This is a genomic window from Kitasatospora sp. NPDC057904, from assembly GCF_042887925.1.
Classification (GTDB): Bacteria; Actinomycetota; Actinomycetes; order Streptomycetales; family Streptomycetaceae; genus Kitasatospora.
Genome location: NZ_JBHVOL010000009.1, coordinates 212059 through 234328, shown reverse-complemented (window position 1 = coordinate 234328; position 22270 = coordinate 212059). Strand labels below are relative to the sequence as shown.

Sequence of the window (22270 nt, the reverse complement as noted above, 5' to 3'; positions counted from 1 at the left end):
GGTGCTCCTTCTCCGGTTGCGGCGGTCCGGGCTGGTCAGCGGCCCTGCGCGAGGGCGGCGTAGGCGGTGAGCGAGGCGGTGCCGGGGGCGAAGTAGCCGGTGTGGCCGTGCGAGCCGGTGGACGGCAGGGGGCGGGCGCCGAAGTCCGGGCCGGTCGGGTCGGCGCCGTGGCCGAGGCCGAACAGCGAGACGTTGGGCACCCGGCCGATCCAGTCGGAGTCGTTGCGGGTGGTGGCCCAGAGCGGGACGCGGGGGTCGAGGTCGGCGGCGGAGCCGACGCCCATGCCGGGCGAGCCGAGCACCACCACGCCGGAGGCCTGTGCGGGGCCCGGGCGGGCCAGGCCGCAGACGACCGAGCCGTAGCTGTGGCAGAAGACGGTGGCCGGGGCCTCGGGGCGGGTGCTGACGGCGAGCCCGTCGAGCAGCCGGGCCAGCCGGCCGGCGCCGGCGCGGGCCAGGTCCTCGGTGGCGGCGTCCACGCCGAGTCCGACCGGGGTGGTGTAGCCGGCCCAGGCGATGACGGCGGTCGTCCGGCCGGTGGCCTCGTACAGGGACCTCGCCATGCCGGCGGGGGTGCCGTACGGGTCGGCGGCGCGGTCGAAGTTCAGCAGGTCGATGTCGGAGCCGGGGACGACGACGGCGGTGCGACTCGCGCCGGCCAGGTCGCCGTAGACCTCGGCGACCTGGCCGCGGCCGCGCGGGTCGAAGGCGAGGACCTGCCGTCCGCCGTCGAGCAGGGTGCGGTAGCGCTCGGCGCGGGTGCGGGCGGCGGCCTGGTCCTGCGGGGTGAGCGCCGGGTCGGCGGCGCGGGCGGCCTCCCGGTCGCGCTCGGCGGCGAGGGCCAGGGCGTTGGCGTGGTAGCGGAGTCGGACGGGCGCGCCGTCCAGGTTGCCGACCACCAGCGGGTGCCGGGCGGCGAGGGCCTCGCCCTGGGCGGGCGTCAACCGGGCGAAGAACGCGGCGACTTCGGCCGGGTCGGTGGCGGCCGGGTCGGGCAGCCGGAGGCCGAGGGCGGTGTCGGCCGTCCACGCGGCGCTGCCGGGCGGCGGGCCGGTGACGGCCTGCTGCGTGTCGGCGGCCCAGCCGCCGGCGCCGAGTACCGCCGCGAGGGCCACCGTGGCGGCGGCGATCGCACGCCTGGCCCGAAACTTTCCCATCTTCCCGTGCTCCCTTGTCCGTTGCTCACTGGCGACGGAGAGGAAGGTAGGAACGGGAAGGCCCCGCGGACGTCACACCGCGGGGCCAAGTCGGGGGTGCTACCCCGGTACTACCTGCTACCCACCAGGGGTCACGAGCCCGGACTCGTAGGCGAGCACGACCGCCTGGGCGCGGTCGCGCAGGTCGAGCTTGGCCAGGATCCGGCCGATGTGCGTCTTGACCGTCTGCTCGGCCAGCACCAGGCGGCCGGCGATCTCCTGGTTGGACAGGCCGCGGGCGATCAGTTCCAGCACCTCGGTCTCGCGCGGGGTCAGGCCGTTGAGCCGGACCTTGGGGTCGCGCCGGCGGGCCGGGCGGGTGCGGGCGAAGTCCTCGATCAGCCGGCGCGTCACCGAGGGCGCGAGCAGCGCCTCCCCGGCCGCGACGACCCGCACGGCGGCGATCAGGTCGGCCGGCGGGGCGTCCTTCAGCAGGAAGCCGCTCGCCCCGGCGCGCAGCGCCTCGTACACGTAGTCGTCCACGTCGAAGGTGGTCAGCATCAGCACCTTGGGCCGGTGCGCGCCCGGCACGGCCGGGTCGAGCAGCCGGCGGGCCGCCTCCAGGCCGTCCATGCCGGGCATCCGGACGTCCATCAGGACGACGTCCGGGTGGGTGCGGCCGCTGACCTCCAGGGCCTGCGCGCCGTCCGCCGCGTCCCCCACCACGTCGATGTCGCTCTGGGCGTTCAGCAGTGCGGCGAAGCCGGCCCGCACCATGGCCTGGTCGTCGACGATGATCACGCGGATGGTCATGCGGGTGTCTCCCGGGCGGGGTCGAGGGGCAGGACGGCGGCCACCTTGAAGCCGCCGTCCGGCAGCGGGCCGGTGTCCAGCCTGCCATCCACGAGCCGGACGCGTTCGCGCATGCCGACCAGCCCCTGCCCGGTGCCCTCGGCCGTGGCCTCCAGCGACTCGCGGCGTTCGGGTGGCGGCGCGTTCACCACGGTGACCAGCAGCTCGGGGCCGTCGGCCGTGAGCGACACCCAGGTCCGCGCCCCGGGCGCGTGCCGGACGACGTTGGCCAGCGCCTCCTGGACGATCCGGTACGCGGAGAGGGCGACGGCCTGCGGCACCCGCTCCGCCAGCCCCGGATCCGCCGTCAGCTCGGCCGGCACCCCGGCCCGGCCCACCGTCTCGACCAGCTGGCCGAGTTGCTCCACGCCCGGCTGGGGCGCCGTCTCGGCCGCGCTCTCCTCGCTGCGCAACACCCCCAGCAGGCGCCGCATTTCGGCGAGCGACTCGCGGGCCGAGCCGGCGATCGCGGTGAACTCCTCGACGGCCTCGTCCGGGACGCCGCCGATCCGGTACGGCGCGCTGGCCGCCTGCACGGCGATCACCGACATGTGGTGCGCCACCACGTCGTGCAGCTCGCGCGCGATCCGGGCGCGCTCCTCCAGCAGCGTGCGGCGCTCGCGCTCGGCCTCGCTGATGTGCTCCTGCTCGGTGAGCAGCCGGCGGGCCTCGGCGCGTTCCCGCAGGGCGCCGCCGAGGACCAGGACCGCGCCGCTGAGGGCGATCGCCAGCAGGCTGTTGTCCCCGCCCCAGTCGCGCACCGCGCCGAGCACGGAGAACACGAGGCTCACGGCGGTGGTGGCCAGCCACACCGCGACCAGGGTGCGGCGCGCCTCGCGGAGGGCGAGCGGCACCATCAGCAGCAGGTACCCGACCAGGCTGGTGGCCGGCCAGGGGAAGACCGGCGCGGTCTTGGTGGCCGTGGCGAGCACCACCGCGGCCGTGAGGAGGTCCGTCAGCCCGATCATCCACCAGGCGGGCAGCGGCCGGGCGGGCGCCAGGAGCAGCGGCGCGGTCTGCGCGACGGCGAGGGCCGCCGCGAGCCCGGTGTCGATGCCGTAGTCGTTGGCGAGCACGTTGATCGAGCTGGGCAGCAGCGCGGAGATCGCGGCCAGCGCGAGGACGTACGGCAGGTAGCGCAGCCAGGGCCGGCGTGACTGCGCCAGGAGCGGTGTGTGGTCGGTGGACGGGCTCAGCAGCGCGACGAACAGGGCGCGCGGGGACGGCCGGCGGGGTTTCCCGGTGGGCGGGGCGATCATCCGGCCAGCGTAGGGGCGGGTGGCGCGGTCGGCGTCGGACCGGGGACCGGATCGCGCCTAGTACTCCGGTATGACGCCGGCCATGACTCCGGCGTGACGCCGGGTGCTACGAGCGCCAGTGGCCGGCGAGGGCGGGGCCGAGCTGGTCGAAGTGGCGCTCGATCACGGCGATCATGCCCTCCGGGCCGGCCGGTTCCTGGTCGGCGGTCCAGGAGAGGTGGGCGGCGCGCAGCACGCTGCCGAAGACGGCGGCGAGGACGGTGGGGCGCAGGTCCAGGGCCGGGTCGAGGCCCTCGCGCTCGGCGATCACCTGGACCACGACCCGCTCCTGTTCGGTGACCCGGCGCAGGTGGGCGGCGAGCAGGGTGGGGGTCTCCTCGATCATCCGCATGAGTTCGAGGGCGCTGTGGATGGAGCCGAGGCCGGTGCGCTCGGCGCTCCCGAGGTCGCGCCAGGCCTTGACGATCGAGGCGCGCAGCGCCTGGAGCGGGGTCTCGGCGGCGGGGCGGTGGCGCAGGCACTCGATGAAGTAGTCCTCGGCGTCGGCCATGACGGCGAGCGCGACCTCGTCCTTGTTGGCGAAGTAGCGGAAGAAGGTGCGCTGGGAGACGTCGACGGCGGTGGCGATCTCGTCGACGGTGGTCCGCGCGAAGCCCTGGCCGAGGAAGAGGACGTGGGCGGCCTGGACGAGGGCGTCGCGGGTCTGCTGCTTCTTGCGCTCGCGCAGTCCGGGCACCCGCCCCGGCGGGGTGATCGGCGCGGGGCCGGTCGGGGCAGCGGGGTGGGGGGCGTGAGCGGCCATGGCGGGGCCTTCCGGGCGCGGGTGCGGTCGGGGTGGGAGGACAACCTTAGCGGCCTGACAAATGGCAGCACTGGCCAGAAGTCAGCCTTTGCCTATTGTCAGTGGCTGACATAATCTGCCGGAAGTGGCGCCCGTCGGGCCGGGTAGCTCGTGGGGACGGGTGGGCCGGGGCGCCACGACCACGTTCATTCGGCTTCGTTCGCCGCACACGCCCCGTGGAGGGCCCCAGATGAGCCAGTCCGTCGTCAACAACGCCAAGGCGGACGACCCGCCGCAGCGCTCGGCACCGCCGGGGGGTGGGATCAAGGGCCACCCGTGGCTGACCCTGCTGACCGTCGCGGTCGGCGTGATGATGGTCGCCCTGGACGGCACGATCGTCGCGATCGCCAACCCGGTCATCCAGGAGAAGCTGAAGGCCGCGCCGTCCGAGATCCAGTGGGTGACCAGCGGCTACCTGCTCGCGCTCGCGGTCTTCCTGATCACCGCCGGCAAGATCGGCGACCGCTTCGGGCACAAGACCACGTTCCTGGTCGGCGCGGTCGGCTTCGCCGCCACCTCGGCCGCGATCGGCTTCGCCGGCGACATCCGGACCGTGATCGCCTTCCGCGTCCTGCAGGGCCTGTTCGGCGCGCTGCTCCAGCCGGCCGCGCTCGGCCTGCTGCGCGGGGCCTTCCCGGCCGAGAAGCTCAACATGGCGATCGGCATCTGGGGCGGCGTGATCGGCGCCTCCACCGCGGCCGGCCCGATCGTCGGCGGCCTGCTGGTCGAGCACGTCAGCTGGGAGTCGGTGTTCTTCATCAACATCCCGGTCGGCCTGATCGCGCTCGTCCTCGGCCTGCTGGTGCTCCGGGACGTCCGCGCCGAGAACGCCGCCAAGTCCTTCGACGTGCCCGGCATCGTGCTGCTCTCGGTGGCGATGTTCGCCCTCGTTTTCGGCATCATCAAGGCCCCCGAGTGGGGCTGGGGCGACGCGTCCACGCTGCTGCTCCTCGGCGGCGCCGTCGTGCTGATGGTGCTGTTCGCGCTCTGGCAGGGCAGGGCCGGGGAGCCGCTGATCCCGCTCGGCCTGTTCCGCTCGGTGCCGCTGTCGGCGGGCACGCTGCTGATGGTGCTGATGGCCTTCGCGTTCTTCGGCGCGATCTTCTTCGTCACCTTCTACCTGCAGAACGTGCACGGGATGACGCCGGTCCAGGCGGGCGTCCACCTGCTGCCGATGACCGGCATGATGATCGTCGGCTCGCCGGTCGCCGGCATCGCGATCGGCAAGCTCGGCCCGCGCGTCCCGATCGTGGCCGGCATGCTGATCACCACCGCCGCGATGTTCGGCATGTCCACCCTGGACACCGGCTCCGGCACCGGCGTGATGTCGCTGTGGTTCGTCCTGATGGGCCTCGGCATCAGCCCGGTCATGGTCGGCGCCACCGAGGTGATCGTCGGCAACGCCCCGCTGGAGCTGTCCGGTGTGGCCGGCGGCCTCCAGCAGGCCGCGATGCAGGTCGGCGGCAGCCTCGGCACCGCCGTGCTGGGCGCGCTGATGGCCGCCAAGGTCGGCGACGTGCTGCCCGGCAACTGGGCCAAGGCCGGGCTGCCGCCGGTCGAGGGCGCGCAGGCCGAGGGCCTCAAGCAGGCCGCCCAGCTCGGCATCGCCCCGCCGGCCCCGCCCGGCACCCCGCAGCAGGTCGTGGACGGGATGGCCGGCGCGGTCCACCAGTCCTTCGTGAGCGGCATGTCGCTCGCCTTCGCGGTCGCCGCGGTGGTGGCCTTCGGCGCCGCCCTGCTCGGCCTGCTCACCCGCCGCGGCGCCAACGACGCGGGCCCGGCCGTGCACATCTGACCGCCGCGCGCCCGTACGGCGGCCCCGGACTCGGCGGAGTCCGGGGCCGTTCGCGCACCCGGCGCCGCCCCGGAAGGCCGAAGGGCCGGACCCCCTGCGGGAGTCCGGCCCTTCAGTGTCTACGGGCTGATCAGGCGTCGCCGCCGGCGGCGCCCGGGTCGGCCGCGGTCACGTCGAGCAGCTGGTAGCGGTCGACCGCCTCCTTCAGCGCGCTGCGGTCGATCTTGCCCTGCTTGGCGAGCTCGGTGAGCACCCCCAGGACGACCGACTGCGCGTCGATGTGGAAGAAGCGGCGGGCGGCGCCACGGGTGTCGGCGAAGCCGAAGCCGTCGGCACCCAGCGACTGCCACTGACCCGGCACCCAGCGCGAGATCTGGTCCGGCACCGCGCGCATCCAGTCGGACACGGCGACGAACGGACCCTCGGAGCCCTGGAGCTTCTGGGTGACGTACGGGACGCGCTGCTGCTCCTCGGGGTGCAGCAGGTTGAACTCCTCGGCCTCCACCGCGTCGCGGCGCAGCTCGTTCCAGGAGGTCGCGGACCAGACGTCGGCCTTGACGTTCCACTCCTCGGCGAGGATGCGCTGGGCCTCCAGGGCCCACGGCACCGCCACGCCGGAGGCGAGGATCTGGGCCGGGATCTGGCCGGCGGTGGCCGGCGCGTACTTGTGCAGACCCTTGAGGATGCCCTCGACGTCCACGTTCTCGGGCTCGGCCGGCATCTTGATCGGCTCGTTGTAGACGGTCATGTAGTAGAACACGTCCTCGCCGTGCGGGTGCTCGGCACTGGTGCCGTACATCCGGCGCAGACCGTCCTGGACGATGTGCGCGATCTCGAAGCCGTACGCCGGGTCGTACGCGACGACGCCGGGGTTGGTCGAGGCCAGCAGGTGCGAGTGGCCGTCGGCGTGCTGCAGGCCCTCGCCGGTCAGCGTGGTGCGGCCGGCGGTGGCGCCGATCACGAAGCCGCGGGCCAGCTGGTCGGCCATCTGCCAGAACTGGTCGCCGGTGCGCTGGAACCCGAACATCGAGTAGAAGACGTAGACCGGGATCAGCGGCTCGCCGTGGGTGGCGTAGGACGAGCCGGCGGCGATCAGCGAGGCGGTGCAGCCGGCCTCGGAGATGCCGTCGTGCAGCATCTGGCCGGTCGGCGACTCCTTGTAGGCGAGGAGCAGGTCGCGGTCGACCGACTCGTAGGTCTGGCCGAGCGGGTTGTAGATCTTCGCCGACGGGAAGAGCGAGTCCATGCCGAAGGTGCGGTACTCGTCGGGCGCGATCGGCACGAAGCGGTTGCCGATGCCCTTGTCCCGCATGAGGTCCTTGAGCACCCGGACGAACGCCATGGTGGTGGCGATGGTCTGGTTGCCGGACCCCTTCTTGACCGCCTTGTAGGCGTCGTCACCGGGCAGTTCCAGCTTGCGCGGGCGCACCTTGCGGGTCGGCACGTAGCCGCCCAGCTCGCTGCGGCGGTCGTGCATGTACTGGATCTCTTCCGAGTCGCGGCCCGGGTGGTAGTAGGGCGGGTAGCCCTCGTCGAGCTGCTTGTCGGTGATCGGCAGGTGCAGCCGGTCGCGGAAGCGCTTCAGGTCCTCGACCGTCAGCTTCTTCATCTGGTGGGTGGCGTTGCGGCCCTCGAAGTTGGGGCCCAGCGTCCAGCCCTTGACCGTCTGGGCCAGGATGACCGTCGGCTGGCCCTGGTGCTCGCGGGCCGCCTTGAACGCCGCGTAGATCTTCTTGTGGTCGTGGCCGCCGCGACCCAGGTGCTGGATCTGCTGGTCGGTCATGCTCTCGACCATCTTGCGCAGGCGCAGGTCGGAGCCGAAGAAGTGCTCGCGGATGTACTGGCCGGTCTCGGTGGCGTAGGTCTGGAACTGGCCGTCCACCGTGGTGTTCAGCTTGTTGACCAGGACGCCGTCGCGGTCCTGCGCGAGCAGCGGGTCCCAGCTGCGGTCCCAGACCAGCTTGATCACGTTCCAGCCGGCGCCCCGGAACTGGGACTCCAGCTCCTGGATGATCTTGCCGTTGCCGCGGACCGGGCCGTCCAGGCGCTGCAGGTTGCAGTTGACCACGAAGGTCAGGTTGTCCAGGCCCTCGCGCGCGGCCAGGGACAGCTGGCCCAGCGACTCGGGCTCGTCCATCTCGCCGTCGCCGAGGAAGGCGTACACCTGCGAGTCGGAGGTGTCCTTGATGCCGCGGTGCTCCAGGTAGCGGTTCATCCGGGCCTGGTAGATCGCACCGAGGGGGCCGAGGCCCATCGAGACGGTCGGGAACTCCCAGAAGTCCGGCATCAGCCGCGGGTGCGGGTAGCTGGACAGGCCGTACGGGGCCTTCGACTTCTCCTGGCGGAACGCGTCGAGCTGCTGCTCGGTGAGTCGGTCCAGGAGGAAGGCGCGGGCGTAGATGCCGGGGGAGGCGTGGCCCTGGAAGAAGATCTGGTCGCCGGACTCGCCCTCGGCGTCCTTGCCACGGAAGAAGTAGTTGAAGCCGACGTCGTAGAGCGACGCGGAGGAGGCGAAGGTGGCGATGTGGCCGCCCACGCCGATGCCGGGACGCTGGGCACGGGAGACCATGACGGCCGCGTTCCAGCGGGTCGCGTTCAGGATCTTGCGCTCGATCTCCTCGTTGCCGGGGAAGAACGGCTCGTCCTTGGTCGCGATGGTGTTGACGTAGTCCGTGCTGCGCATCTCGGGCACGGCGACACGCTTCTCGCGGGCGCGCTCGATCAGGCGGAGCATCAGGTAACGGGCACGCTCGCGCCCCCGCTCGTCGATGGCCGCGTCAAGCGACTCCAGCCATTCCGCGGTCTCCTCGGGATCGAAGTCCGGGACCTGACTCGGAAGGCCGCCAATGATGATCGGGTTGCGATCGGATCCGGAAGCCACGCTGTTCCTTCACTGTCGGTCGAAACTGAGGTGTGTCGCGCCGCCTCCATCGTGCTACCGCGCTCGGAGATCCGTCATCTCTACCGATCGGTAACCGTTCCGCCTGGTGGGCGGGACGGTCTGGCGGTGAGCGGAACAGGCGTCTTCGCCTGCGTCGCGCACCCCCGGGTGTTACGAAAAGAGGTGGTCCGACCTGGTTTCCCGTCCGCCCGATGGCGGGCGGCCGGGGTGAGGGCCAACAGGAGACTCTACGCCCGCGCACGCGCGGACCCGAATGCCGTTCGCATCTCGGGCATGCGTACGGCCTGTGGGCCGGGACCACCCGAAGCATCCTTGTCCCATGCAGAGAAGGGCAAATCGGTGTGATTCCCGCCACCTCGACCGGCGTGTCCCGGTGCGACACGTCAACCTTTGGAGGGGATCGGGGGTCGGGTACTTGCGCGAACCGCCGCGCCCGTGTGGACTACGGCCACAGCCTCGGCATGGATGCCGAGCCGAATACTGGAGGTTATTCCCGTGAGCGCGACCGCGGACCCCGCGGACAAGTCCAACCCGGCGGCCCGTCTCAACTTCGAGGAGGGCCAGATCGTTCAGGAGCTGGGGTACGACGAAGACACTGACCAGGATCTCCGCGAGGGCATCGAGGAGATCACCGGGACGGATCTCGTCGACGAGGACTACGACGACGTCGCCGACGCCGTCCTGCTGTGGCACCGCGACGACGACGGGGACCTCACCGACGCCCTCGTCGACGCCCTGGAGTACCTGGCCGAGGGCGGCCTCATCTGGCTGCTGACGCCCAAGACCGGCCGCGACGGCCACATCGAGGCCTCGGACATCGCCGACGCGGCCAAGACCGCCGGCCTGTCGCAGACCAGCTCCATCGCCGTCGCCAAGGACTGGGCGGCCACCCGCCTGGCGACCAAGGCCGCCCCGAAGGCGGGCGGCAAGCGCTGACCGCGCACCGAGCCCCGGGCCGCTGAAGAGCCCCGGCCGGGCCCCGTCGGAACTCCTCCGACGGGGCCCGGCCGTTTTCCGTTCCGGTGCTCCGGTGCTCCGGTGCTCCGGTGCTCCGGTGCTCCGGTGTTCCGGTGTTCCGGTGCTCCGGTGCTCCAGTGCTCCGGCGCCGCTCGGCGTACCGGCTGCCAGGCGTTCCGGTGCCGCCCGGCCTCCGGAGTTCCGCCGCTGCGGCCGGACGCCGCGCCGGGGGAGGCGTTCGCCCAGGGCGAACGCCGTCGGCCGTCCGGCGGCCTGCCCTCACCCGTCCGGCCGAACGCACCCGAACGGATGCGAGGATGTTGGCTCGCCGCGCCCGCCGGGCGGCGCCCGCCCGTCAGAAAGGTCCCACCATGGCCATCGAGGTCGGCACCGGGGCTCCGGACTTCGAGCTCAGGACCCAGCACGGCGAGCTGATCGGGCTCTCGGACTTCCGGGGCGCCAAGGCCGTCGTCCTGGTCTTCTACCCGTTCGCCTTCACCGGGGTCTGCACCGGCGAGCTCGGCGCGATCCAGAAGGAACTGCCGCGGCTGCAGAACGACGCCGTCCAGGTGCTCGGGATCTCCGTCGACTCGCAGTTCTCCCAGCGCGTCTTCGCCGACCGGGAGGGCCTGGACTTCCCGCTGCTCGCCGACTTCTGGCCGCACGGCGAGGTCGCCCGCGCGTACGGCGTGTTCGACGAGGAGAAGGGCTGCGCCCTGCGCGGCACGTTCGTGATCGACAGCACCGGAACGGTCCGGTGGAGCGTCGTGAACGGCCTCCCGGACGCCCGGGACGAGCAGGAGTACCTGCGCGTCCTCGCCTCGCTCTGACGGGCGCGGCCCGGGCCTTCCACGGGTGCGTCGTGGGCCGGCGGGGGAACTTCGAACTACGCTCGGTCCGTTGATCGGGTGGGGCGCGGAGGCCGCCAGGCCGGCTCGTGCCCCGCACCGCACCACCGGGGGCGCGCCGCGCGTGCCTCCCGATTCTTGGAGGACACGTGGGAGTCAGCCTCAGCAAGGGCGGCAACGTCTCGCTCACCAAGGAGGCCCCCGGCCTCACGGCCGTCGTCGTCGGCCTGGGCTGGGACGTCCGGACCACCACCGGCACGGACTTCGACCTGGACGCCAGCGCCCTGCTCTGCAACGACCTCGGCAAGGTGTCCGGCGACGGCAACTTCGTCTTCTTCAACAACCTGCGCAGCCCGGACGGCTCGGTCGAGCACACCGGCGACAACCGCACGGGCGAGGGCGAGGGCGACGACGAGGCGATCAAGGTCAACCTGAGCACCGTCCCGGCCGACGTCCAGAAGATCGTCTTCCCGGTCTCGATCTACGACGCCGAGACCCGCTCGCAGAGCTTCGGCCAGGTGCGCAACGCGTTCATCCGGGTCGTCAACCAGGCCGACAACAAGGAACTCGCCCGCTACGACCTCTCCGAGGACGCCTCGACCGAGACCGCGATGGTCTTCGGCGAGCTGTACCGGGCCGGCGGCGAGTGGAAGTTCCGCGCCATCGGCCAGGGTTACGCCTCCGGCCTGCGCGGCATCGCCCAGGACTTCGGCGTCAACGTCTGATCCGCCGTTCGTCCGACGGGGCGTGCGGCGCCCCGACACCGCGTCACCCGGCCGGGGCGGCCGCGGACCCGAGGGTCCTCGGCCGCCCCGGCTTCGTGCTGTCCGCGGGCGCTGCGAGGATGTGAGTTCAGGAAGTTCAGGCGGCTCAAGGGGGCCGACCGGGGCCTCGGGCGACTAAACCTGGAACGTCGCGCCGAACAACGCGCCCCGGGAGAAGGCAAGGGAGGAAGAACAGCCATGGTCGTCACACTCGCCAAGGGCGGGAACGTCTCGCTCAGCAAGGCCGCGCCCAATCTGACGCAGGTGCAGATCGGACTCGGCTGGTCCGCCCGCTCCACCACCGGCGCACCGTTCGACCTCGACGCGAGCGCGCTGATCTGCGGCGGGGGCCGGGTGCTGGGGGACGAGTACTTCGTCTTCTACAACAACCTCAGGAGCCCGGAGGGCTCCGTCGAACACCAGGGTGACAACCTCACCGGTGGCGACGACTCAGGCGACGACGAGGTGGTCCTCGTCAACCTGGAACTGGTCCCGGCCCAGGCCGACAAGGTCGTCTTCGCGGTCTCGATCTACGAGGCCGAGGCGCGGCTGCAGAACTTCGGCCAGGTGCGCAACGCGTTCATCCGGGTCGTCGACTCCGTGGACGGCCGGGAGATCGCCCGCTACGACCTCTCCGAGGACGCGTCCAGCGAGACCGCGATGATCTTCGGCGAGCTGTACCGGTACGCGGGCGAGTGGAAGTTCCGCGCGGTGGGCCAGGGTTACGCCTCCGGCCTGCGCGGCATCGCCCTCGACTTCGGCGTCAACGTCCAGTAGGGGGTCGGTGGCAGCGGAAGACGGACCAAGCGCATCCATTCCATGATCACGAAACCGTCATGACGACGGAGGGCAGTGCGGAGGTGACCTGACCGGGCGGCGCCCGGTCGGGGCGTCTCGGGACGAGGCCGCACCTGGGCACGCCCGAAACATCCCGAAAGGTAACCAAGTCCCGTGTTCCTCCGCACTTTCGGCTGGTCGTTCGCGATCACCGCCGTCGGCCTGGCCGCGGCCGGTCTCTTCTGGGGGGCCAAGGGGTTCGGCATCGTGCTGATCCTCTCGATCCTGGAGATCTCCCTGTCGTTCGACAACGCGGTGGTCAACGCCACCGTGTTGAAGCGGATGAACCCGTACTGGCAGAAGATCTTCCTGACCGTCGGCGTCCTGATCGCCGTCTTCGGCATGCGCCTGGTCTTCCCGCTGCTGGTCGTCGGCCTCACCGCGAAGCTCAACCCCGCGACGGTCGTCGACCTCGCGCTGCACTCCGACAAGACGCACGACGGCCTCACCTACGGCCAGTACCTGGCGGCGGCCAACCCGGCCATCGCGGCCTTCGGCGGCGTCTTCCTGCTCATGATCTTCCTGGACTTCGTGTTCGAGGAGAAGGAGCACAACTGGCTGTCCTGGATCGAGCGTCCGCTGGAGAAGGTCGGCAAGCTGGACGCCCTGTCCTCGGTCGTCGCGCTGGTCGCGCTCGTGCTCTCGGCCCGCTTCTTCGCGGCCGAGCACGCCGAGACCGTCCTGCTCGCCGGCGTCCTCGGCCTCATCACCTACCTCGTGGTCGGCGGACTCTCGTCGATCTTCGAGTCGGGCCTGGAGGCCGAGGCCGAGCGCGAGGAGGAGGACGAGAAGGCGGGCAAGTCGCTGATCCAGGTGGGCGGCAAGGCCGCGTTCTTCCTCTTCCTCTACCTGGAGGTCCTGGACGCCTCGTTCTCCTTCGACGGCGTGGTCGGCGCGTTCGCCATCTCCAACGACATCTTCATGATCACGCTGGGCCTCGGCATCGGCGCGATGTACATCCGCTCGCTGACCGTCTTCCTGGTCCGCAAGGGCACCCTGGACGACTACGTCTACCTGGAGCACGGCGCGCACTACGCGATCGGCGCGCTGGCCGGCATCCTGCTGGTCGGCATCAGGTTCCACATCCCGGAGATCGTCACCGGCCTGATCGGTGTCGCCTTCATCGGGCTCGCGCTCGGCTCGTCGATCCTGCGCAACCGGCGCGAGGGCGACGGCGCGGGCGAGGAGAACGAGCTGGTGGGCGCGGACAAGTAGCCCGTCCGCTCCGCCCGTTGTACGCGAAAACGGCCGCCTCCCGGGAATCCGGGGGCGGCCGTTTCGCGTGTCGTGCGCGGGTGCTTAGCCCAGCTCGGCTCAGCTCAGCCCAGCTGCTGCTCGATGGCGCGCAGCTTGCGCTCCAGGGAGTCCAGCTTCGGCATCGACAGCGTGTCGTCGTCGGCCGTGAGGTCGATCGCCGAGCTGCGGCGGGCGGAGCCCGACGCGTCGAGGGCGGACGACGAGGAGGACGAGGACGAGTACGCGGAGGAGGACGACGAGGACGAGTAGGACGAGGACGACGACGAGTAGGTCGTCGGCGACGAGTAGGAGGACGAGCCGACGGCGGCACGCGGGGTGCGGCCGGAGTCCAGGGCGCTGCGCGAGGAGGGCTCGAACAGGGAGCCCGTGGAGGCGGGGGAGGCGGTGTCCGACCCGGCGGCTAGGGCAGGCTCCGTAGCGGTCGGGCCGTCGCCGGCCGCCGTGAGCGCGGGCAGGTTGCGGCCGCCGCGGGTCCGCGACAGCACGCCGCCCTGGCGCCGGGAGAGCGCCTTCAGCTCGGCCCGCTCGCGGCGGTCGGCGGTGCGGGCGCGCACCTTGGCGTCCTGCTTCGCCTGGCGCTCCTCGCGCACCTCCTCGACCGCCTCGTCCAGGCTGCGGACGTTCTCCAGCAGCATCAGGGACCACGCCGCGTACGTCTCGCGCGGGGCGCGCAGCCAGCGCACGATCCGGATCTGCGGCAGCGGGCGCGGCACCAGGCCCTGCTCGCGCAGCGCGGCCTTGCGGGTCTGCTTCAGCGCCCGGTCGAACAGGATGGCCGCCGAGATCGACATGCCGGAGAAGAACTGCGGGGCGCCGGCGTGACCGAGGCCGCGCGGCGCGTGCACCCAGTTGAACCAGGCCGAGGCGATCGCGAAGACCCAGACCAGCAGCCGCGAGCCGAGCGCCGCGTCACCGTGGCTGGCCTCGCGGACGGCGAGCACCGAGCAGAACATCGCGGCGCCGTCCAGGCCGAACGGGACGAGGTACTCCCAGCCGTTCGACAGGCCCAGGTTCTCCTTGCCGAAGCCCACCAGGCCGTGGAAGGACAGCGCGGCCGCGACGCCGGCGCAGCAGAACAGCAGCGTGTAGGAGGAGATCCCGTAGATCATCTCCTTGCGGCGGCGCCGCTCCTCGCTGCGCTCCCACGAGTCGCCGGACTCGTCCTTCTTCGCGTTCTTGAATCGCAGCGTCGCCATGAGGATGGCGACGAACAGCAGGGCTGCGCCGCCGACGACGGTCCAGACCAGCTGTATGGAGGTCAGGTTCATTGCGGGTCGGGCCTCGGGTTTCCGCAGGGGACAGTTTCACGGGCGAGCGGGGCTGAGCGGTACGGGCGGTCAGGTCCGGTCGTACGGACCGGGTCTGACGGGCCGTCCGTCTCGTTCGTCGCCGCACGGTGTGCCCACCGCGCCCGCGCAGGGGCGGACGGGACACCTGTGCGGCTAGACGATATCGCGTCCGAAGGGGCGGCATGTTACGGGAGGGCGGCTTCCTCCCGCCAATCGGCCCTTCCGCGGACTTCGGTGAACGCGGGGCGGCCGGATCGGGTAGGGGAGGAGGAGGCCGGGGTATCCGACGGCCGGGCCGATGCCCGATCATGGAGCGGCGCACCGTCAGATCGCCTGGCGGGAGCAGGGGGAGGACTGGATGGTCTCGATCTGGGAGTACCTGCGCGGCGACCGGAGCTACACCTTCGACAACCCGGGCGGCCAGCACAAGGTCACCCTCACCAAGTCGGCCCCGCAGCACGCGATCACCGGCGCCGCGGCCACCACCGGCTACCTCTACGTCAACCTGCACTGGACCATGCGCTCCAGCGCCGGCCGCCCCAGCGGGCGGGAGACGCTCAAGCGCTTCTTCAGCCCGCGCATCTTCAGCCCGGTGGAGCCGGCGTCCCAGGTGAACGAACAGGTCAACGTCGACCTCGACCTGGCGTGCATGTACGAACTCACCGACGGCACCCGGGGCGTGGTGCAGCCGCTCGGCAACTTCTTCGGCGACCTGCGGGACCCGCCGTACATCAAGCTCAGCGGCGACGACCAGTACGGGGCGCCGTCGGGCGAGACGATGTACGTGAACCTGGAGAAGAAGGACAAGTTCAAGCGGCTGCTCATCTTCGTCTACATCTACGACGGGACCCCGGCCTTCGAGCAGTCCCACGCGGTGGTGACGATCGTGCCGCAGACCGGGCCGCGGATCGAGATCAAGCTGGAGGAGCGGACCCGGGCGGCGCGGTCCTGCGCGGTGGTGCTGATCGAGAACGCGGGGGACAACCAGCTGACGGTGCGCCGCGAGGTGCGGTACGTCAACGGGTTCCAGGCGGACATCGACCGGCTGTACGGGTTCGGGATGCAGTGGCAGCGCGGGTACAAGAACCAGGGCGACTGAGCGGCGGCGGCCGTGACGGCCGTGACGGCCCCGCCGGGCATTCTGCGGGCTCGGCGGGGCTTCGTTGTGCGGGTTTCGCTGGGTGGGGCTTTGCTGTGCGGGTTTCGCTCGGCGGGGTTTTGCACAGCGGGGTTTTGCTCAGCGGGGCTGGAACTGCGGGCCCTGCGGGGGCAGCGCGAACTCCTCGGCCGGGGGCTGGTTCTGGGTCGTCGGCGCGGCCGGCGGCTGGGGTTGCCGGGGCGGCTGGGCCTGGGGCGGGTAGCCGTAGCCGCCGGGGTGCTGCTGGTGCGGGACCGGTGCCTGCGGCGGGTAGCCGTACCCGGTGCCGGGCTGGGGCGGCGGGTAGCCGTAGCCCTGGGCGGGCTGCTGCTGGGAGGCGTGTCCGGGCGGCGGCGGGTAGCCGTATCCCGTGCCGGGCTGCGGGGGCGGCGGGTAGCCGTAACCGGTGCCGGGCTGCGGGGCGGGGTGCGTGGGTGGCAACGGCGGGGGTGTGTTCGGCGCCGGCGAGCCGGGCGGCGGGGTCATCGTGGGCGGGTTCGCCGGCGGCGGCGGGGGCGCGGCGGGGCCGGCCGTCGGTGCCGTGGCGGGTGGGGGCGGGGTGGCCGCGGCGGCGGATGCCGGGACGGCCGGGGCCAGCGTGAAGGTGCCGGGCTCGGGCCGGGCGGCCGCCGGGCCGGACGTCGGCAGCGGGGTGCTGCGCGGGTCGACGGCGTGGCCGGGGGCCTGGCCGACGGCGGGCGGCGGGCCGGTCGGTGCGGCGGCGGCCTGCTGGACCGCCTGCTCGGCCTCGTCGTCGACGGTGATGCCGAAGTCGGTCGCCAGCCCGATCAGCCCGGCGCTGTAGCCCTGGCCGACCGCCCGGAACTTCCAGGTGCCCGAGCGCCGGTACAGCTCGCCCACGACCAGCGCGGTGACGGTGTCGGCGTCGGTGATCGCGAACTCGGCGATCGGGGGCCCGCTCTCGCCGGTCGAGGCGTCGAAGAGCAGCACGCGCAGCCCGGTCACCGTGCCGAAGGCGCCGCCCTCGGAGGAGCCCGCCAGCACCACCCGGTCGACGTCGGCGGTCAGCTTGGCGAGTTCGACCTCGACGGTGTCGGTGATCTCGGTGCCGTCCGGGGTCCGCTGCTTGGGCAGATGGCGCACCAGGCCGGAGGGGTGCCGCGGCTGGTTGTAGAAGACGAAGTCGGCATCCGAACGGACCCTGCCGTCGGTGCCGAGCAGCAGCGCGGACGCGTCCACGTCCGGCGCACCGGGCGTGGCGCTCCAGCGCAGCACGGCGCGGACCGCCGCCGCCGGCAGTGCGATGTTGGCGCCCTTGGCCATCACGTGCGTCATAGCCGACCATCCTGCCTGTTCGCCACCCCTTCGGACAACGTGACCGAAGCAGCCGGGATCGCGCCGGATTTTGCCAAGCCTTGCGTTTGGCCGCCCGCTCCCTGATGCGATCTGGGCCGGGTCAAGTGGACGATAGCCTTCCGGTGGCCGTGCGGAGCAGGGTGCGGGACCGGTCGTCTTCGGCCGGAAGTCGCCCCCCCCGGCGCGCGGTGCGTCCGACGGCCGGGCGCACCGGGCGCCCCGGACGGGACGGTACCGGCGGTGCACACGGACGGGTGATCGGGAACCACCGCGACGGGCGGACCGGTTAACTCTCGTGTCGTCCCGCGCCGCCGCGCGCCGCTTCGCACCCCGGAAACGTGCCGGCGGGCGTCGAAACCCCTGAGGAGAGCACCTTGCGCCATTTCGGCCACCTCGCCGACGACGTACGCGGCCGGCTCTTCCTCGAACCGCCCCGGCCGTTCTCCGCCGACGGCGACCCGGCGCTGCTCGCCACCGCCCTCGGCGGGACCCTCTACAGCCCCGCGACGCGGCCCGCGCTGGCCGCCGACATCCGCAAACAGGCTGCTCGGGGCGTGGTCTCGATGGTCCTCTGCCTGGAGGACGCCATCGCCGACCACGAGGTGGCCGCGGGGGAGCGCAACCTCGTCGAGCAGTTGGGTGACCTGGTTAGGGATTTCACCGACTGCGCACAGTCCCATCCCCTGCTCTTCATCAGAGTTCGCACCCCCTCCCAGATCGTCGATCTCACCCGGCGGCTCGGTGCCGCCGTCGGACTGCTCAGCGGCTTCGTCCTGCCCAAGTTCACCGAGCACGCCGGCGGTGCGTACCTGGCCGCGCTCGCCGAGGCCGAGCACGCCTGCGGGCGACGGCTGTTCGCGATGCCCGTCCTGGAGTCGCCCGAGCTGGCCCACCTGGAGACCCGGCGCACCCAGCTGTCCGGCATCGCCCGCCTGCTCGCCGAGCACCGCGACCGCGTGCTCGCCGTCCGCCTCGGCGTCACCGACCTCTGCTCCGCGTACGGCCTGCGGCGCTCGCCCGACCTCACCGCGTACGACGTCGCGCTGGTGGCCGGGGTGATCGGCGACGTCGTCAACGTCCTCGGGCGGGCGGACGGCACCGGGCACACCATCACGGGCCCGGTCTGGGAGTACTTCCCGCACCAGGAGCGGATGTTCCGCCCGCAGTTGCGGCGCACCCCGTTCACGTCGTTCACGTCCGGCTCGCGCCAGGGGTCCGGCGCGGGCGAGGGGGTCCGGCGGCGGATCATCGAGCACGACCTGGACGGGCTGATCCGGGAGATCCAACTCGACCGCGCCAACGGACTGTTGGGCAAGACCTGCATCCACCCCAGCCACGTGCCCGCGGTGCACGCGCTCTCCGTCGTCACGCACGAGGAGTACTGCGACGCCCAGGACGTCCTCCGGCAGGAGCGCGGCGGCGGCGGGGTGCTGCGTTCGGCGTACACCAACAAGATGAACGAGGCCCGGCCGCACCGGACCTGGGCGGAGCGGGTGCTGCTGCGCGCCGAGGTGTTCGGCGTGGCGCGGGAGGACGTGGGCTTCGCGGAGTTGCTGGTGAGCACCTTGGACGGGTGAGCGCCTCGTGGACTCGCGAAGAACATGCCGTCGTACCAGTCGTACCAGTGGAAGCGGGACCGCAGTGACAGCACAGCGAACGTGGACCGGCCGTTGGGTCGCCGAGCGGGCCGGGGTCGGCCTGGTCGGCTCCGACCACCTCCCCGACCTCGTCGGCCTCGCCCTCCGCGAGAACCGCAAACGCGCCCACCTGCTGGTCTCCACCGTGCTCGGCAAGCACGTGCCGCAGCGCCCCTCCGTCGTCCACGGCGCCGGGCTCGACCTCGGCCTGCGGGTCCGCGCGCTGCTCGGCGCCGAGGCCGCCGCGCGCGCCGTCGTCCTCGGGTACGCGGAGACCGCGACGGCGCTCGGCCACAGCGTCGCCGATGTTCTCGACGCGCCCTGCCTCCACTCCACCCGGCGCCCCGTGCCCGGCGTGCGACCGCTCGGCGGCTTCGCGGAGGAGCACTCGCACGCGACCGCGCACCTGCTGCTCCCGGCCGACCCCCGACTCCTCGCCGGTGACGGTCCCCTGGTGCTCGTCGACGACGAGCTCTCGACCGGCACGACCGTCCTCAACACCATCCGCGAACTGCACGCGCGCCATCCGCGCTCCCACTACGTCCTCGTCGCCCTGGTCGACCTGCGCACCGAGGCGGACCGCCACCGGCTCGCCGACTTCGCCGCCGAACTCGGCGTCCGCCTGGACCTGGTGGCCACCGCCAGCGGCGCCGTCCGGCTGCCCGGGGACATACTCGACCGCGCCGAACGCCTGATAGCCGACGTCGGTCCGGCGCCTGAACTCCCGCCCGCCGCCACGCCCGCCCCGCTCGTCCGCGTCCCCCTCGACTGGCCGACCGCCCTCCCGGACGGCGGGCGGCACGGCTTCACCCCCGCGGACCGCGCCCGCCTCGACGCCGCCCTGCCCCGCCTGGCCGGGCAGCTGGCCGACGCCCTCGGTGGTGGTCTCGGGGGCAGTCTCGGTGGTGGTCTCGGGGACGGTGACGGTGGTGGTGGCGGTCTTGTCGGCGAACTCCCTGACCGGATCCTGGTGTTGGGCTTCGAGGAGCTGATGTACGCGCCGCTGCGGCTGGCCGGCGCCCTCGCCGACCGGCTGGGAGGGGATCGCGTGCGGTACTCGACCACGACCCGCTCGCCCGTCCTCGCCGTCGACGACCCCGGCTACGCCATCCGCACCCGCCTCGCCTTCCCCGCCCACGACGACCCGCAGGACGACGCCCCGCGCGAGCGCTACGCCTACAACGTCGCCCCGGGCGCCGACCCCGACCGCCGCTTCGGCGCCGTCGTGCTGGTCGTCGACGACGTCGCCGACACGGCCGCGCTGGCCGAGGGCGAGCGCGCGCTGCTCACGCAGCTGCGGCAGGTCACCGACCGGGTGGTGCTCGCGGTGCTGCCGTCGTACCGGCCGGAGGCTCCCGTGCATCCGTCACTCCCGTTCCCGGAGCCGTCGGCCTTCCCGGAGCCGCTGGCCTTCCCGGAGCCGCTGGCGTTCCCGCAGCCGTTGGCCTTCCCGCAGCCGTTGAGGGGGCCGGGGTTCTCCTCCTACCGCCCCGACGAAGTCGCCTGGCTGCTCAAGGACCTCTCCGGTGTCCCGCTCGAAGCCCCCACCGAGGAGCGCGAGGAGGCCGTCCAGCACGGCGGTGCTCACTACGCCGAGTCGCTCCCGGTCGAGTACCGGCCGAGCCCCGAGTACCAGGAGCTGTACCACCAGGCGCTGCGCGCCTCCGCCCGCCGCATGGCCGTCGCCGTCGGTACCGTCGCCGAGACACTGCTGCGCGAGCGCGGCCGGGGTCTGGTGCTCGCGTCGCTGGCGCGGGCCGGGACGCCCGTCGGCATCCTGGTGCGCCGCTGGCTCGCCTTCGCGCACGGGTTCGACGCGCCGCACTACGCCGTCTCGATCGTCCGCGGCCGCGGCCTCGACCCCGTCGCGCTGCGCTACCTCGCGGCCCACCACCACGCCTCCGGCGTCGTGTTCGTCGACGGCTGGACGGGCAAGGGCGCGATCACCCGCGAACTCGCCGCCGCCCTGGCCGGCACCTCCTTCGACCCCGGCCTCGCCGTGCTCGCCGACCCCGGCCGCTGCGTGCGCACCTACGGCACCCGGGACGACTTCCTGATCCCCTCCGCCTGCCTCAACTCCACGGTGTCCGGGCTGGTTTCGCGCACCGTCCTGCGCGGCGACCTGATCGGCCCGGACGACTTCCACGGCGCCAAGCACTACACCGAGCTGGCCGACGGGGACGTCTCCGCCGCCTTCCTCGACACCGTGGCCGGCCACTTCGCGGCCGTCCGGGACGAGGTCGCGCTCGCCGCCGGCCGGCTCGCCACCGACCCCGACCGCACGCCCGACTGGGCCGGCTGGGCCGCCGTCGAGCGGATCGCCGCGGAGTACGGCATCGGCAGCGTGAACCTCGTCAAGCCCGGCGTCGGCGAGACCACCCGGGTGCTGCTGCGCCGCGTCCCCTGGCGGGTGCTCGCCCGGCGCGGCGCCGGCGCCGACCTCGACCACGTGCGGCTGCTCGCCGCGCAGCGCGGGGTACCGGTGGAGGAGGTCGACGACTTGCCGTACACGTGCGTCGGCCTCATCCACCCGCGCTACAGTCGGGGAGCAACCGGGGCTTCCGGTACGGCCGTTGTGGGGGAGGCCTGATGCACGCCCGACTCTCTTCGCTGGTCGTCAGCGACCTCGACCGCACCCTCGTCTACTCGAACCAGGCCCTCGCCCTGACCGCCCCCGACCGGCACGCCCCGCGGCTGCTGTCGGTCGAGGTGTACGAGGGCAGGGCGCACTCATTCGTCACCGAACGGGCCGCGGCGCTGCTCGCCGAACTCGCCCGGGAGGCCTGGTTCGTCCCGGCGACCACCCGGACCGTCGAGCAGTACGAACGGGTCAACCTGCCGGGCCCGCAGCAGGGTTGGACCCCCGCGTACGCGATCTGCGCCAACGGCGGGCAACTGCTCGTCGACGGCGTGCCGGACGGCGACTGGCGGGCGGAGATCACCGGCCGGGTCGCCGCCGCCTCGGCGCCGCTCGCCGAGGTCGTCGACCGCCTGGCGTTGGGGGCCGACCAGGAGTGGGTCCACCGGCGGCGCGTCGCCGACGGGTCGTTCGTCTACTGCGTCGTCGAGCGGGCGCGGATGCCGGCGGGCTGGCTCGACGACCTGGCCGGCTGGTGCGCCGAACGCGGCTGGACCGTCTCGCTCCAGGGGCGCAAGGTGTACGCCGTCCCGGCGGGGCTGACGAAGAGCGCCGCCCTGGCCGAGGTGGTCCGGCGCACCGGCGCCGGCACCGTCCTCGCCGCCGGGGACTCCCTGCTCGACGCCGACCTGCTGCTCGCCGCCGACGCCGCCTGGCGCCCCGGGCACGGCGAACTCGCCGACCGCGGCTGGACGGCCCCCGGCGTCACCGCCCTGGCGGAGACGGGGGTGGCGGCGGGGGAGGAGATCGTCCGTCGGTTCCTGGCGGGGGTGCGGGGAGCCCTTTAGGGCGCGTTCAGTGGG

17 protein-coding genes are annotated in these 22270 nt (G+C 72.7%); 10 read left to right on the top strand and 7 right to left on the bottom strand.

Going from position 1 to position 22270, the window contains the following annotated elements; all coding sequences use genetic code 11:
• Nucleotides 1-35: 35 nt before the first annotated feature.
• The 4 genes from ACFVSN_RS23880 to ACFVSN_RS23865 form a co-directional block, all read right to left on the bottom strand.
• Nucleotides 36-1157 carry an alpha/beta hydrolase gene (locus ACFVSN_RS23880; protein WP_380500221.1) on the bottom strand — a complete coding sequence of 374 codons (1122 nt, stop codon included), beginning with the start codon at nucleotides 1155-1157 and terminating at the stop codon, nucleotides 36-38.
• Between the two features lie 117 nt (nucleotides 1158-1274).
• Complete coding sequence (locus ACFVSN_RS23875; protein ID WP_380439304.1) at nucleotides 1275-1949, bottom strand: response regulator; 675 nt, start codon at nucleotides 1947-1949, stop codon at nucleotides 1275-1277.
• On the bottom strand, nucleotides 1946-3247 hold the full coding sequence (locus ACFVSN_RS23870; protein WP_387589147.1) for a sensor histidine kinase: 1302 nt from the start codon (nucleotides 3245-3247) through the stop codon (nucleotides 1946-1948). Before ACFVSN_RS23870 ends, ACFVSN_RS23875 begins: the two co-directional genes overlap by 4 nt.
• Before the next feature lie 106 nt (nucleotides 3248-3353).
• On the bottom strand, nucleotides 3354-4049 hold the full coding sequence (locus ACFVSN_RS23865) for a TetR family transcriptional regulator (protein ID WP_380439308.1): 696 nt from the start codon (nucleotides 4047-4049) through the stop codon (nucleotides 3354-3356).
• A gap of 229 nt (nucleotides 4050-4278) precedes the next feature.
• On the opposite strand from ACFVSN_RS23865, the gene ACFVSN_RS23860 reads away from it, so the two are divergent.
• Nucleotides 4279-5883, top strand: coding sequence for an MFS transporter (locus ACFVSN_RS23860; RefSeq protein WP_380500223.1), 1605 nt, complete (start codon nucleotides 4279-4281; stop codon nucleotides 5881-5883).
• A 130-nt stretch (nucleotides 5884-6013) separates the two neighbouring features.
• Here ACFVSN_RS23860 and aceE read toward each other — a convergent pair whose 3' ends face one another.
• A complete protein-coding gene (aceE, locus tag ACFVSN_RS23855) occupies nucleotides 6014-8764 on the bottom strand; it encodes a pyruvate dehydrogenase (acetyl-transferring), homodimeric type (protein WP_380439312.1) in 2751 nt (916 codons plus the stop codon).
• Nucleotides 8765-9280: 516 nt separating this feature from the next.
• Here aceE and ACFVSN_RS23850 point away from each other — a divergent pair.
• The 5 genes from ACFVSN_RS23850 (at nucleotide 9281) to ACFVSN_RS23830 (ending at nucleotide 13406) form a co-directional block, all read left to right on the top strand.
• The gene (locus ACFVSN_RS23850; protein WP_380439314.1) at nucleotides 9281-9721 is read left to right on the top strand and encodes a DUF3052 domain-containing protein; all 441 of its coding nucleotides are present in this window, start codon (nucleotides 9281-9283) and stop codon (nucleotides 9719-9721) included.
• Nucleotides 9722-10113: 392 nt separating this feature from the next.
• Nucleotides 10114-10572 carry a peroxiredoxin gene (locus ACFVSN_RS23845; RefSeq protein WP_380439316.1) on the top strand — a complete coding sequence of 153 codons (459 nt, stop codon included), beginning with the start codon at nucleotides 10114-10116 and terminating at the stop codon, nucleotides 10570-10572.
• 167 nt (nucleotides 10573-10739) lie between these two features.
• Complete coding sequence (locus ACFVSN_RS23840) at nucleotides 10740-11315, top strand: TerD family protein (protein ID WP_380439318.1); 576 nt, start codon at nucleotides 10740-10742, stop codon at nucleotides 11313-11315.
• 237 nt (nucleotides 11316-11552) lie between these two features.
• Nucleotides 11553-12131 carry a TerD family protein gene (locus tag ACFVSN_RS23835; protein WP_380493449.1) on the top strand — a complete coding sequence of 193 codons (579 nt, stop codon included), beginning with the start codon at nucleotides 11553-11555 and terminating at the stop codon, nucleotides 12129-12131.
• A 174-nt stretch (nucleotides 12132-12305) separates the two neighbouring features.
• Nucleotides 12306-13406, top strand: a complete 1101-nt coding sequence (locus ACFVSN_RS23830; RefSeq protein ID WP_380439323.1) for a DUF475 domain-containing protein — start codon at nucleotides 12306-12308, stop codon at nucleotides 13404-13406.
• Between the two features lie 104 nt (nucleotides 13407-13510).
• On the opposite strand, the gene ACFVSN_RS23825 is transcribed toward ACFVSN_RS23830, so the two are convergent.
• Nucleotides 13511-14716 carry a DUF2637 domain-containing protein gene (locus ACFVSN_RS23825; protein ID WP_380500224.1) on the bottom strand — a complete coding sequence of 402 codons (1206 nt, stop codon included), beginning with the start codon at nucleotides 14714-14716 and terminating at the stop codon, nucleotides 13511-13513.
• 379 nt (nucleotides 14717-15095) lie between these two features.
• On the opposite strand from ACFVSN_RS23825, the gene ACFVSN_RS23820 reads away from it, so the two are divergent.
• Nucleotides 15096-15836, top strand: a complete 741-nt coding sequence (locus tag ACFVSN_RS23820) for a Tellurium resistance (protein WP_380439442.1) — start codon at nucleotides 15096-15098, stop codon at nucleotides 15834-15836.
• Between the two features lie 138 nt (nucleotides 15837-15974).
• Here the strand turns inward: ACFVSN_RS23820 and ACFVSN_RS23815 are convergent, their stop codons facing one another.
• Nucleotides 15975-17171, bottom strand: a complete 1197-nt coding sequence (locus tag ACFVSN_RS23815) for a TerD family protein (RefSeq protein WP_387956543.1) — start codon at nucleotides 17169-17171, stop codon at nucleotides 15975-15977.
• A gap of 395 nt (nucleotides 17172-17566) precedes the next feature.
• On the opposite strand from ACFVSN_RS23815, the gene ACFVSN_RS23810 reads away from it, so the two are divergent.
• From ACFVSN_RS23810 to ACFVSN_RS23800, 3 genes are all read left to right on the top strand, one after another.
• Nucleotides 17567-18769 carry an HpcH/HpaI aldolase/citrate lyase family protein gene (locus tag ACFVSN_RS23810; RefSeq protein WP_387956542.1) on the top strand — a complete coding sequence of 401 codons (1203 nt, stop codon included), beginning with the start codon at nucleotides 17567-17569 and terminating at the stop codon, nucleotides 18767-18769.
• 64 nt (nucleotides 18770-18833) lie between these two features.
• Entirely contained in the window at nucleotides 18834-21419 is a 2586-nt protein-coding gene (locus ACFVSN_RS23805) for a phosphoribosyltransferase (RefSeq protein ID WP_387956541.1), read from the top strand.
• Nucleotides 21419-22255 (top strand): HAD family hydrolase, encoded by an 837-nt coding sequence (locus ACFVSN_RS23800; protein ID WP_387956540.1) that lies wholly within the window; start codon nucleotides 21419-21421, stop codon nucleotides 22253-22255. Before ACFVSN_RS23805 ends, ACFVSN_RS23800 begins: the two co-directional genes overlap by 1 nt.
• Nucleotides 22256-22270 lie beyond the last annotated feature (15 nt).